Source organism: Curtobacterium sp. 314Chir4.1 (assembly GCF_900215175.1).
In the GTDB taxonomy this organism is placed as follows: domain Bacteria; phylum Actinomycetota; class Actinomycetes; order Actinomycetales; family Microbacteriaceae; genus Curtobacterium; species Curtobacterium pusillum_A.
In genome coordinates, this window is record NZ_OCMI01000004.1 from 136,375 (window position 1) to 148,782 (window position 12,408).

Sequence of the window (12,408 nt, forward strand, 5' to 3'; positions counted from 1 at the left end):
GCTCAGCCGGCGTAGTCGGCGTACCGGACCCGCTCGGTGACGTTCCCGATGACGAACGGGTGCGTCGAGCCGTGCTCCACAGCCCACTGCACCCAGGCGATCTGCGCCGGCATGAGCAGCCACACCAGCACCGTCGTCCCGACCACGCCGGCGAGGGCGAGACCCATCACGGTGTGCTCGTCGAACCGACGGGCACCGCGGCGGGCGATCGCGACGAGGAACCCGACCACCGCGAAGCCCACCGTGACGAGGGTCCACCCGAGCGCTGGGTGCGACTCGAAGTCGTACTCCTGGCCGGCGTGCGAGAACGAGGTGCCCCAGGTCGACCCCGGCTGCTGGAAGACGATGCAGAGCACCACGATGACGACGAGCCACCGGGCGTCCTTCGTCAGTTGCGACGGAGCCGGCCTCGGCCGCAGCACGGGCTCGGTGAGCAGTCGTTCGTCCCCCATGGCGAGACCGTAGCACCGAAGCTGGGCGTGTGGCGGGTTCGGAGCGCCGCGCTAGTGCAGGTGGCGCTCGGCGGCCTCGACCACGTTCTTCATCAGCATCGCGCGGGTCATCGGGCCGACGCCACCCGGGGTCGGCGAGAGGAACCCGGCGACCGAGGCCACCGCGGGGTCGACGTCGCCCCGCAGGCGCGCCTTGCCCGTCTCCGGGGAGACGACCCGACTGATGCCGACGTCGATGACCGCCGCGCCCGGCTTCACCCAGTCCGGCTGCACGAGTCCGGCGACGCCCGCAGCTGCGACGATGATGTCCGCCCGACGGCACTCGGCGGCGACGTCCTCGGTCAGGGAGTGGGTGAGGGTCGCGGTCGCCTCGAGCCGGGTGAGCAGCAGGCCGAGCGGACGCCCGACCGTCAGGCCCTGGCCGATGATCGTGACGTGCTGGCCCCGGATCGGGACGTCGTACGCCTCGAGCATCGCCACGATGCCGCGCGGGGTGCACGGCAGGGGCGCGTCGATCGTTCCGGCACCGCCCGGGACGGCGAGCACGAGCTCGCCGAGGTTGGTCGGGTGCAGGCCGTCGGCGTCCTTCGCCGGGTTCATCAGCTCGAGCATCGGGATCGGGTCGATCCCCTGCGGCAGCGGGAGCTGCACGATGAACGCGGTGACCCGGGGGTCGTCGTTCATCTGCAGGATCGCGGCGCGGATGTCGGCGGCCGACGCGGTCTCCGGCAGGTCGATGCGGACCGAGTCGAGCCCGATCTGCGCGGAGTCACGGTGCTTGCCGGAGACGTAGGACACCGACCCGGCGTTCTGGCCGACCATGATCGTGCCGAGCCCCGGGCGGAACCCGTGGTCGTGCAGCCGGTCGATGCGGACCTTCAGGTCGTCGAGCGTGCGGGCGGCGAGGGCGGTGCCGTCGATGCGGACGGCAGAACCCTCCCCTGCCCAGAGCGCCCGCGGCAGATCAGCCACGGTGCCGCTCACGCGTACAGCGGGAACGCGTCGGCGAGGGCCTTCACCCGTGCCGACAGCGCGTCGATGTCCGGGTTCGGCATGAGCGTCAGCGCGATGATGTCGGCGACCTCGGTGAACTCGGTGTCCCCGAAGCCGCGCGTCGCGAGCGCCGGGGTACCGATGCGGACGCCCGAGGTGACCATCGGCGGGCGCGGGTCGAACGGCACGGAGTTGCGGTTGACCGTGATGCCGACCTCGTGCAGCAGGTCTTCCGCCTGCTTGCCGTCGACCTCGGACTCGCGCAGGTCGACGAGCACCAGGTGCACGTCGGTGCCACCGGTGAGCACGTCGATCCCGGCCGCGCGAGCGTCGGGCTGGGTGAGCCGATCAGCGAGCAGACGAGCACCGCGCAGTGTGCGCTCCTGACGGTCCTTGAACTCGGGCGTCGCGGCGAGCAGGAACGCGGTGGCCTTGGCGGCGATGACGTGCATCAGCGGGCCGCCCTGCTGGCCCGGGAACACTGCCGAGTTGAGCTTCTTGAACAGCGACTCGTCATTCGACAGGATCAGGCCGGAGCGCGGACCGGCGAGGGTCTTGTGCACCGTCGACGACACGACGTGGGCGTGCGGGAGGGGCGACGGGTGCAGGCCCGCGGCGACGAGACCGGCGAAGTGCGCCATGTCCACCCACAGGGTCGCGCCGACCTCGTCCGCGATCTCGCGGAACTTCGCGAAGTCGAGCTGGCGCGGGTAGGCGGACCAACCGGCGATGAGGACCTTCGGCTGGTGCTCGATGGCCTTCGCGCGGATGTCGTCGTAGTCGACCTCGAACGTCTCCGGGTCGACGCCGTACGACACGGCGTTGTAGATCCGGCCGGAGAAGTTGAGCTTCATGCCGTGGGTGAGGTGACCACCGTGGGCGAGCTCGAGGCCGAGGATGGTGTCGCCGGCCGAGGCGATGGCGTGCAGGACGGCGGCGTTCGCGCTTGCACCGGAGTGCGGCTGCACGTTCGCGTACTCGGCACCGAAGAGCGCCTTGGCACGGTCGATGGCGAGCTGCTCGGCGACGTCGACGTACTCGCAACCGCCGTAGTAGCGCTTGCCCGGGTAGCCCTCGGCGTACTTGTTGGTGAGCACGGAGCCCTGGGACTCGAGGACGGCGCGCGGCACGAAGTTCTCGGACGCGATCATCTCGAGGGTGTCGCGCTGGCGGCCGAGCTCCTGCTCGAGGACCTTCGCGATCTCGGGGTCGACCTCGCTGAGCGGGGCGTTGAACGTCGACTGGGTGGCTGCGGGGGGCAGATCGGTGATGGACACGGGACTCCTCGTTGTCGGTTCCGTCGCGCACGAGCACGACGAGGTGGACGGTGGGGCGCGGCCCAGGCGTACGGCCGCGCACCGTGTCAGGTGTCGCTTCCCGATGGTGACCCATCCAACGCCAGTCGCGACCTGACGATCGTACCGAGCGAGCCGGTTCGTGTCACCCTGGGTGCATGACCCTGCTGACGCCCGACGTCGACGAGCGCACCGACGCCCGCACGAGCGTGCGCCCGGACTCGCCCTGGGTCGCCGTGGTGTGGGACGACCCGGTGAACCTCATGTCGTACGTGACCTACGTCTTCCAGCAGTACTTCGGGTTCCCCCGCGCGAAGGCCGAGCGGTTGATGCGGCAGGTGAACGACGAGGGCCGGGCCATCGTGGCGACCGGCCCGCGCGAGGCGATGGAGGCGCACGTCGAAGCGATGCACGGCTACGGCCTGCAGGCGTCGGTGGACAGGGCCCCCACCCCGTGATCCCGTTCGTCCGCCGGGGCGACGGCGTGCACCTCGGCATGTCCTCCGGCGAGCGCTCCGTCCTCGCGTCACTGACCGAGCAACTGCAGCAGGTGCTCGGCGGGGACCTCTCGTCGGACCCGGTCGCGGCGCGGATGTTCCCGGACGCCTACCCGGACGACGTCGACGCGAGTGCGGAGTTCCGGCGCTGGACCGAGGCGGACCTGGTCGCGCAGAAGACGACGAACGCCTCGACGGTGCACGCGTGGTCGACCGGCGCGCGCGAGGGCGCGTTCGAGCCCGGGGACGAGCAGGCCTGGCTGCGCTGCCTGACGGACCTGCGGCTGACGATCGCGGACCGGCTCGGCATCGTGGACTCCGCCTCCGAGGAGCAGTCGTACGAGGCCGACGCGGGCGTCGGCCTGCGCGACGTCTACGACTGGCTCGGGTACGTGCAGGAGCACCTGGTCGAGACACTGAGCGCACCGCGTTGACGGCGCTGTCGCGCTGACGGACTGGAGGCACGGCTCGCCTCCGCCCCGCCGGTCGCGTCAATCGACAGTCTGCCTTGCAAGTTCACCTGCCGAAGTAGTACCGTGGCGGTATGGAATCACGCGCGTCGGACGAACTCGCCGGTGAGCTGCTCACGCTCTACGGCAAGATCCGGCGCACGACCCTCGTCGGCAAGGTCGACGACGTCACCGCCTCGCAGTCGGCAGTACTCGGCCGCCTGATCCGCGACGGCGCGACGACGACGGCCGATCTGGCACGCGCCGAGGGCGTCCGCCCGCAGTCGATGGGGGCGACCGTCCAGGCCCTCGTCGACCTCGGCCTGGCAACCCGCGACCCCGATCCCGAGGACGGCCGCCGCACCATCGTCAGCGCGACCGACGCCGGCCGCGCCGCCCGGGAGGACTCGCACCGCTCCCGCACCCGCCTGCTCGCCGAACGGCTGGCAGCACTCGACCCCGACGACCGCGCCACCGTCGCGCGCTCGATCGCCATCCTCGGCCCCGTCGTCGAACCCTGAAGGACTGACCGCCACGTCCACCGCAACCGCCTCCACACCCGTCACCCCGGCGACCGACCCGAAGGGCAGCGGCTTCGGCCCGAAGCTCCTCGTCCCCGTCCTCGTCGGCCCGCTGCTCAACCCGATCAACACCACGATGGTGTCGGTCGCCCTCGCCCCGATCTCCCGTGACCTCGGGATCGGTTCGGCGCAGGCGATCTGGCTCGTCGCGGCCCTCTACCTGGCCAGTGCGATCGCGCAGCCGACGATGGGCAAGCTCGCCGACCGGTTCGGGCCGAAGAAGGTGTTCCTGACCGGGCTCGTCATCGTCGGCGTCGCGGGTGTCGTGCCCGAGGTCCTGACCGGCTTCGGCGGCGCGGTGTTCGCCCGCGTGCTCATCGGCATCGGGACCTCGGCGGCGTACCCGGCGGCCCTCACGACCCTGCGCCAGCACTCCACCCGGATCGGGAAGCCGACCCCGTCGCTGGTCCTCGGAGCGCTGTCGATCACGTCGCTCGTGTCCGCTGCAGCCGGTCCGCCGCTCGGCGGTGCGCTCATCGCGGCCTTCGGGTGGCACGCGATCTTCCTCGTCAACGTGCCCCTCGCGGTCTTCGGGATCGTCGTGTCGGCGCTCTGGTTGCCGTCGGACGCGCTCCGCCCGCGGAACGACGAGGACCGGCCCGTCCTCACCGCGCTCGACCCGTTCGGCATGCTGCTCATGACCGGGTTCGTCTCGGCGCTGCTCGTGTTCCTGCTCGACGTCTCGGCCGGCCTCTGGTGGCTGCTGGGCGTCGCGGTCGTCCTGCTCGTGGCGCTGATCCTGTGGGAACTGCGCGCCGTGAAGCCCTTCGTCGACGTCCGGCTGCTCGCCCGCAACGGTGCACTCTCACGCACCTACGTGCGGCTGTTCCTGACGTACCTGATGGCCTACACGATGACCTACGGGTTCTCGCAGTGGGTGCAGGACGTCGCCGGCTACCCGAGTGACGTCGCCGGGTACATGCAGCTGCCCGCCGCGGTCGTCGCCGGCGTGGCGTCGTTCCTCGTCGCCCGGAAGACCGCCGTGCGCGGGCCGCTGATCGTGGCCGCGGTCGTGCCGATCGTCGGCGGTGCGCTCCTGCTGTTCCTCGGTGTCGGGTCGCCGTGGTGGTTGCTCGTGCTCGCACCGGCACTGTTCGGCGTCCCGCAGGCCCTGGCGTCCGTGTCGAACCAGGCAGCCCTGTACCGGGTCGTGCCGGCCGAGTACATCGGCACCGCCGCCGGGCTCTCCCGCACGAGCGTCTACATCGGCGCGATCGCGGCGTCCTCGCTCATCGGCGGCGTGTTCGGCCAGGCCCCGACCACGCCGGACCTGCACGTGCTCGCGTGGGTGATCGTCGGCGTCGCGGTGCTCGTCAGCGTCCTGACGATCGCCGACCGCGCGCTCGCGAAGTCGCTCCCCCGCTGACGCGACCCGTCGGCGCACAACCAAAATGCCGCGGAACCGCGGACTCGCGCGGTTCCGCGGCACTTGCGTTGTGCGCAGGCCGTCGGAACCGTGGCGCCCCGCGCCCCGCGCCCCGCGCCCCGCGCCCCGGCCGACCGTCCTCCGGCCGCGGCCGGACCGCCGGGCCCGCGCCGCGCCTCCAGGCCGCCCGATCCCGGTACCCTGAACCGGTGACCGACCCGACCGAGCAGACCGCCACGCACTGGACCCTCACCCTGGTCTGCGACGACCAGCCCGGGATCGTGCACGCCGTCTCCGGAGCGGTCGTCGCCGCGAACGGCAACATCACCGAGTCGCAGCAGTTCTCGAGCGTCGACACGAACACGTTCTTCATGCGCCTGCAGGTCATGGCCCCGGTCGACCGCGCCACGTTCGAGGCAGCGCTCGCCCCCGTCGCCGAGCGCTACGACGCCCGCGTGCAGCTCGACGTCGTCGGCCGACCGATGCGCACGCTCGTCCTCGTGTCGAAGGCGGGCCACTGCCTCAACGACCTGCTCTACCGGCAGCGCGGCGGACAGCTGCCGATCGAGGTCCCGCTGGTGCTGTCGAACCACGCGGACCTCGCCGAACTCGCGTCGTTCTACTCGGTGCCGTTCGAGCACCGCCCGGTGACGGACGCCGCGAGCAAGACGGAGATGGAGCGACGGATCCTGCAGGCCGTCGAGGAGCACGACATCGAACTCGTCGTCCTCGCGCGGTACATGCAGATCCTGTCGCCCGAGCTGTGCGCGGCACTCGAGGGCCGTGCGGTGAACATCCACCACTCGTTCCTCCCGGGGTTCAAGGGCGCGAACCCGTACCGGCAGGCACACGCCCGGGGCGTGAAGCTGATCGGGGCGACGGCGCACTTCGTGACGAGCGACCTCGACGAGGGCCCGATCATCGAGCAGAACGTCGTCCGGGTCGATCACACCAAGGACCCCACCGAGCTCGTGTCGATCGGGCAGGACGAGGAGTCCCGCACCCTCACCCAGGCGGTGCGCTGGATCGCGGAGGACCGGGTCCTCCTCGACGGCGCCCGCACAATCATCTTCAAGTAGGTCCACGCATGTCAGCACCGCAGTCCCCGGTCGACTGGGGAGACACCCCGGACCCGCACGCGATCCGTCGTCGCCGGGTCGATGCCTGGGGTGTGCTCCGCATCGTGGTCTGCGCCTTCGGGCTGCTCTCGCTGGCGACGTGGGGCTACTTCGCGTGGCCGTTCCCGATGCCCGCGATCCTGTTCATGGTCGGTGCGCCGGTGTTCGCGGCCGTGGTCTGGTACTTCTTCCGCTCCCCGGCGTCGTCGATCCAGACGGACGTGGTCGGCAAGACGATCGTCGAGGTCGCGTTGATCATCGCCGCCGGCGGCTGCTGGATCTCGATCGGGTACCCGGTGGTCGGGTTGGTCTTCATCGTGGTCGCCGCCCTGTCGGGCGTGGTGGAGTTCCGGAAGGAGACGCGGTGAGCGTCGGTAGGTCGGTTCCGTCGGTCGGCCTGGAGGCGCGGCGCACGCTGGTCCGGTCGGCCCGCGTCGTCGACGCGGCCGGCTCCACCGCGGACGGCTGGGTCCTCGTCGTCGGCGACACGATCCACGCGGTCGGCGCCGGTCCCGAGGCGCCTGCGGCGTCCTCGGTCGACGAGGTCGTCGACCTCGGCGACGCCGTCCTGACCCCCGGCTTCGTCGACCTGCACGGGCACGGCGGTGCGGGCGCCGCGTACGAGGACGAGTCCTTCGCGTCCGCCCTCGCGGTGCACCGGGCGCACGGCACGACCCGGTCGGTGCTGTCCCTCGTCGCGAACCCGGTCCCGACGCTCGCGTCGTCGCTGGAGCGGGTGCGTGCGGTGATGGCCGACGACCCGCTCGTGCTCGGTGTCCACCTCGAAGGGCCGTTCCTCTCCCCGCACAACAAGGGCGCCCACAACGAGTCGTTCCTGATCGACCCGTCGTCGTCCGCCGTCGCCGAGCTCCTCTCCGCCGGGGACGGCGTCGTCCGCCAGGTCACCATCGCCCCGGAGCTCCCCGGCGCACTGTCCGCGACGGAGCAGTTCGTCGCGGCCGACGTGGCCGTCGCCGTCGGCCACACGGTCGGCACGTACGACCAGGCGCGTGCCGCGTTCGACGCCGGTGCGACCCTGCTCACGCACGCGTTCAACGCCATGCCGGGCATCCACCACCGCGCCCCTGGACCGATCGCCGCCGCCGTGGCCGACGACCGGGTGACGCTCGAACTCATCCTCGACGGCGTGCACGTGCACCCGTCCGTCGCGTCGATGCTGCTCCGTGCCGCTCCGGGCCGCGTCGCCCTGGTCACCGACGCGATGGGCGCTGCCGGTGCCGCCGACGGTCCCTACACGCTCGGGTCCCTCGCCGTGACCGTGACGGACGGCGTCGCGCACGTCGCCGGGACGGACACGATCGCCGGCTCGACGCTGACGCAGGACGTGGCACTGCGGAACGCGGTCACGCGAGCCGGCCTGACGCTGCGCGACGCCGTGGCGGCGTTGACGAGCGTGCCGGCCGCGGCGCTGGGGCTCGGCGACCGGCTGGGGCGGATCGCGCCGGGGTTCGCCGCGGACCTCGTGGCGCTGTCGCCGTCGCTCGAGGTGCAGCGGGTCTGGGGTGCCGGGCGACCGCTCGGCTGAGTGATCATGGACTGGTGGTCCGTCGTCATCGCGGTCGTCAGCGGCGTGCTGCTGCTGTGGGGCGCCGTGGTCGTTGCGCTGTTCGTCGCCGCTCGGCGGTCGGGTGACCGGGTCCGGTTGATCGAGGCGCTACGACTCGTCCCCGACGTCGTCCGGTTGCTCCGTGGACTCGTCGCCGACCGCACGGTCCCTCGCGGCGTGCGCCTCGCACTCGTCGCCTTGCTCGCGTACCTCGTGTCACCGATCGACCTGGTACCCGACTTCATCCCCGTCATCGGCTACCTCGACGACGCGGTCATCGTCGCGCTCGTCCTGCGATTCGTTACGCGCCGGGCAGGTGCGGCGACCCTCACACGCCACTGGCCGGGTTCGCCGCAGGGGCTCCGTGCACTCCGATCGGCCGTGGGGCTGTCCGGGGCCTGACATCGCTCGTACGTCCCGCTCTGAGCGAGCGGGCGCGGTCGTGGTCGGTTGGATCGCGTTCGCTGGTACCGTCCGGACATGGCGTCGACGATCGACCCGGCACGGGCACGCGTCCTCGAGCTCCTCGGGTTGCCGTCCTCCGACTCGCTCCGTCCGACCGCGGTCCGCGTCGAACCACTCGGACGCGTCGGATCCGTCACGTGGTCACGCGTCGAGCTCGACACCGCAGACGGTGACACCGTCCCGTGTCTGCTCCTCACGCCGCAGGGCCGCCATCGTGCCGACGTGATCGCCGTCCACCAGCACGCGGGCGACTTCGTCACGGGCAAGAGTGAACCCGCCGGACGAGCAGGAGACCCGACGCTCGCCTACGGTGCGACGCTCGCGGCTGCAGGAGCCCGCGTGATCGTGCCCGACCTGCTCGGGTTCGAGGACCGCCGACGTGCGTGGACCGACGACCCGGCTGCCGACGAACGACTCGGCGCGCTGTTCCGCGTCGCGAACGGGAGCAGCCTGCAGGCGAAGCACACGTCCGACATCGCCACGGTGACCTCCTGGATGACCGAGACGAACCCGGCCGGGGTCGGGCCCGGCATCATCGGGCACTCCCTCGGCGGTCAGGTCGCGCTGTTCGCGCTCGCCGTCGACACTCGTTTGACGGCGGGCGTCGTGAGCTGCGGGCTGGGCACGCTGGCGTCCTTCGAGGCCGCTCGCATCCGGCACAACCCGGCCTGGTTCGTCCCGGGCCTCGCCGCGGCCGGCGACGTCGGCCTGGTCGCCTCCGCGGTCGACCGACCGATCCTCGTGTCTGCGGGGACGGACGACGCACTGTTCCCGCTCGACGGCGTGCAGCACGTCCTCGATGCCTTCCGGCCGGGCGTCGTGACGGCCGAGCTGTTCACGGGCGGGCACGCGATGCCACCACACGTCACCGCGGCAGCGGTCCGGCACCTCGTGTCGGGCTGAAGGATCGGTACGAGATCACCCGGCATCCGAGGGGCAGCACTGCGAGGATGGCCCCATGAGCGTCATGGTCTCCCTCTTCGATGCGAACCGCACCCGCACCAGCGAGAAGTACACGGCCTACCCGCCGGAGGTGCTGCCGATGTTCGTCGCCGAGATGGACAGCATGCTCGCCGAGCCCGTGCGGGAGGCCCTGGTGACCGCGGTCACGAACGGCGACACCGGGTACGTCGGGCACGGCCGGGCGCTCCCGGAGGCGTTCGCGGACTTCGCCGAGGCCCGGTGGGGGTGGCACGTCGACCCCGACCTCGTCCGCACCACCACCGACGTCTCGGTCGCGGCGGTGGAGACGCTCCGCCGGGTGATCGAGCCGGGCGACCAGGTCGTGATCATGCCGCCCGTGTACCCGCCGTTCTGGGAGTACGTCGCCGAGGCCGGCGGCTCCGTCACCGAGGTCCCACTGCTCGCTCCCGAGGGCACCGCCGACCCGTTCGACACGACGGCCGGCTGGCGGATGGACCTCGACGGGATCGCCCGGGCGTTCGCGGACGGTGCCCGCACGGTCCTGCTCTGCAACCCACACAACCCCCTCGGGCTCGTGCACCCCCGCGACGAGTTGGCCGCACTCGCCCGCCTCGCCGCGGAGTGGGGCGCCGTGGTCGTCTCGGACGAGATCCACGCCCCGCTCGTGCACGCCGACGCGACCTTCACGCCGTTCCTCGACTCGTGCCCCGAAGCCGCAGGGCTCGGTGTGGCACTGACGAGCGCGAGCAAGGCCTGGAACCTCGCCGGGACGAAGTGCGCCCTGATGATCGGCGCCTCGGACCGTGCCCGCGAGTGGTTCGACGGGATGCCCTCCGAGGTCGTCGAGCGCACCGGGATCCTCGGCTACACCGCGAGCGTCGCGGCGTTCAGCGAGGGTGGGCCGTGGCTCGCGTCGCTGCTCACCGAGCTCGCGGCGAACCGCCGCACCCTCGCCGAACGACTCGGGGAGGTCCTGCCCGGCACCGGGTACCGGCAGCCGCAGGCGTCGTACCTCGCGTGGCTCGACCTGCGGGCGCTCCCGTGGGGTGACGACCCCGCAGCACTGCTCGTCGACGAGGCGAAGGTCGCGCTCGGCAGCGGACCGGACTTCGGACGCCAGGGCCTCGGGTTCGCCCGCCTGAACTTCGGGTGCTCGGCGGAGACCCTCGACGAAGGACTCAGCCGCCTGCACACCGCGTGGTCGCGGCGGGCAGACGGCTGATCGGTCGAGCGCGGACGGACTACTCGAAGAGCTGCCAGGCCGGCTTGTTCGCGTACGTGTAGGTGTAGTAGTCGGCGAGCTTGAGGCCCGCCGCGGCTTCCTCGTCGACGACGACGGTGGCGTGCTCGTGCAGCTGCAGCGCAGACCCGGGGACGAACGACGACAGCGGGCCCTCGACCGCGGCGGCGACGGCGTCGGCCTTCGACGGGCCCTGTGCCACGAGGACGAGCTCACGGGCGTCGAGGATGGTGCCGAGCCCCTGCGTCATGCAGTGCGTCGGGACCTGGTCGAGGCTGTCGAAGAAGCGGGCGTTCGCCTCGCGCGTGGACGGCGCGAGGGTCTTGATGCGCGTGCGGGACGCGAACGAGGACGTCGGCTCGTTGAACCCGATGTGCCCGTTCGCGCCGATGCCGAGGATCTGCACGTCGACCCCGCCGGCGGCACGGATCGCGGCGTCGTACTCCTTCGCCGCGAACTCGAGGTCGGACGCGCGGCCGTCCGGGACCCGGACGCGGGAGGGCTCGAACCCGAGCGGATCGATGACGTCACGCTGGATCACCGAGGCGTAGGACTCCGGGTGTTCGAGCGGGATCCCGACGTACTCGTCGAGGGCGAACGCGCGGGCCTCGGCGAACGAGATCTCCCCGGCGTCGACACGACGCTTGAGGTCGGCGTAGATGCCCTGGGGGCTGGACCCCGTGGCGACACCGATGACGGCGGACGGCTTCTTCGCGACGACGGAGGCGATCTTGGCCGCGGCGACGCGACCGACCTCAGCCGGCGTGGGCAGGATGATGATCTCCACGGTGACAGCCTACTGGTCATGACCAGTCCGCGACAGGTGGGGTCGGTAGCGTGGCGACATGCCCACGCCTGACTTCGTCCTGTCCCTCCGCTCGAAGATCGGGAACGATCCGCTCTGGCTCACCGGCGTCACCGCCGTCGTGACGCGCGGTGCGGGTCCCGATCGAGAGCTCCTGGTCGTGCGCCGTGCCGACAACCACGCGTTCACGCCGGTGACGGGCATCGTCGACCCCGGCGAGGAACCCGCGGTCGCCGCCGAGCGCGAGGTCCTCGAGGAAGCCGACGTCGTCGCGGTCGCCGAGCGCCTGGCGTGGGTGCAGGTGCTGCCGGAGATGACGTACACGAACGGCGACCGCGCGCGGTACCTCGACCTGGTGTTCGCGTGCCGGTACGTGTCCGGCGAGCCGTTCCCCGCCGACGGCGAGAACACCGAGGCGTTCTGGGCCCGGCTCGACGCCCTGCCCGAGATGCCCGCGAACATGCGGGCACGGATCGAGGCGGCCCTGTCCGACGACCCGGCCACGCGCTTCCAGCGCTGACCCCACCGGACTGGAGGCACGGGGCGGGTCCGCCACGCGCCTCCAGTCCGCTGTCGGTCACCCCGCACTCGCCAAAGCGACGGATTCCTGCGAACCGTCGGCGGGATCCTGTCGGTTCGGCGGGAGGGACGGCGTG

14 protein-coding genes, 1 pseudogene and 1 riboswitch are annotated in these 12,408 nt (G+C 71.7%); of the genes and pseudogenes, 11 read left to right on the top strand and 4 right to left on the bottom strand.

Annotated features, from left to right (window positions below):
• Positions 1-2: 2 nt before the first annotated feature.
• The 3 genes from CRP27_RS13425 to glyA are packed head-to-tail and all read right to left on the bottom strand — an operon-like array spanning position 3 to position 2,716.
• Entirely contained in the window at positions 3-452 is a 450-nt protein-coding gene (locus CRP27_RS13425; RefSeq protein ID WP_097181172.1) for a hypothetical protein, read from the bottom strand.
• A 51-nt stretch (positions 453-503) separates the two neighbouring features.
• A complete protein-coding gene (locus tag CRP27_RS13430) occupies positions 504-1,436 on the bottom strand; it encodes a tetrahydrofolate dehydrogenase/cyclohydrolase catalytic domain-containing protein (RefSeq protein WP_097181173.1) in 933 nt (310 codons plus the stop codon).
• On the bottom strand, positions 1,433-2,716 hold the full coding sequence (gene glyA / locus CRP27_RS13435; RefSeq protein WP_303622057.1) for a serine hydroxymethyltransferase: 1,284 nt from the start codon (positions 2,714-2,716) through the stop codon (positions 1,433-1,435). Before glyA ends, CRP27_RS13430 begins: the two co-directional genes overlap by 4 nt.
• 59 nt (positions 2,717-2,775) lie before the next feature.
• Positions 2,776-2,861, bottom strand: a riboswitch (ZMP/ZTP riboswitch).
• Positions 2,862-2,898: 37 nt separating this feature from the next.
• Between glyA and clpS the strand changes: the two genes are divergently transcribed.
• The 10 genes and pseudogenes from clpS (at position 2,899) to CRP27_RS13485 (ending at position 10,929) form a co-directional block, all read left to right on the top strand.
• Positions 2,899-3,198, top strand: a complete 300-nt coding sequence (gene clpS, locus CRP27_RS13440; protein ID WP_097181174.1) for an ATP-dependent Clp protease adapter ClpS — start codon at positions 2,899-2,901, stop codon at positions 3,196-3,198.
• Entirely contained in the window at positions 3,195-3,671 is a 477-nt protein-coding gene (locus CRP27_RS13445) for a DUF2017 family protein (protein ID WP_097181175.1), read from the top strand. Before clpS ends, CRP27_RS13445 begins: the two co-directional genes overlap by 4 nt.
• Before the next feature lie 110 nt (positions 3,672-3,781).
• On the top strand, positions 3,782-4,207 hold the full coding sequence (locus CRP27_RS13450; protein ID WP_097181176.1) for a MarR family winged helix-turn-helix transcriptional regulator: 426 nt from the start codon (positions 3,782-3,784) through the stop codon (positions 4,205-4,207).
• Between the two features lie 112 nt (positions 4,208-4,319).
• A complete protein-coding gene (locus CRP27_RS13455; RefSeq protein WP_255257620.1) occupies positions 4,320-5,633 on the top strand; it encodes an MFS transporter in 1,314 nt (437 codons plus the stop codon).
• A 209-nt stretch (positions 5,634-5,842) separates the two neighbouring features.
• On the top strand, positions 5,843-6,712 hold the full coding sequence (purU, locus tag CRP27_RS13460) for a formyltetrahydrofolate deformylase (protein WP_097181178.1): 870 nt from the start codon (positions 5,843-5,845) through the stop codon (positions 6,710-6,712).
• Between the two features lie 8 nt (positions 6,713-6,720).
• Positions 6,721-7,119, top strand: a complete 399-nt coding sequence (locus CRP27_RS13465) for a YrdB family protein (protein WP_097181179.1) — start codon at positions 6,721-6,723, stop codon at positions 7,117-7,119.
• Positions 7,116-8,297, top strand: a complete 1,182-nt coding sequence (gene nagA / locus CRP27_RS13470; protein WP_255257589.1) for an N-acetylglucosamine-6-phosphate deacetylase — start codon at positions 7,116-7,118, stop codon at positions 8,295-8,297. Before CRP27_RS13465 ends, nagA begins: the two co-directional genes overlap by 4 nt.
• Before the next feature lie 6 nt (positions 8,298-8,303).
• Positions 8,304-8,606 (top strand): annotated as a pseudogene (locus CRP27_RS13475) (YkvA family protein); the annotation flags it as partial.
• A 192-nt stretch (positions 8,607-8,798) separates the two neighbouring features.
• Complete coding sequence (locus CRP27_RS13480) at positions 8,799-9,686, top strand: S9 family peptidase (RefSeq protein WP_097181180.1); 888 nt, start codon at positions 8,799-8,801, stop codon at positions 9,684-9,686.
• A 55-nt stretch (positions 9,687-9,741) separates the two neighbouring features.
• Complete coding sequence (locus tag CRP27_RS13485; RefSeq protein ID WP_097181181.1) at positions 9,742-10,929, top strand: MalY/PatB family protein; 1,188 nt, start codon at positions 9,742-9,744, stop codon at positions 10,927-10,929.
• Positions 10,930-10,948: 19 nt separating this feature from the next.
• On the opposite strand, the gene nagB is transcribed toward CRP27_RS13485, so the two are convergent.
• Complete coding sequence (nagB, locus tag CRP27_RS13490) at positions 10,949-11,734, bottom strand: glucosamine-6-phosphate deaminase (RefSeq protein ID WP_097181182.1); 786 nt, start codon at positions 11,732-11,734, stop codon at positions 10,949-10,951.
• Positions 11,735-11,792: 58 nt separating this feature from the next.
• On the opposite strand from nagB, the gene CRP27_RS13495 reads away from it, so the two are divergent.
• Positions 11,793-12,272 carry an NUDIX domain-containing protein gene (locus CRP27_RS13495; protein WP_097181183.1) on the top strand — a complete coding sequence of 160 codons (480 nt, stop codon included), beginning with the start codon at positions 11,793-11,795 and terminating at the stop codon, positions 12,270-12,272.
• The last annotated feature ends 136 nt before the right edge of the window (positions 12,273-12,408 follow it).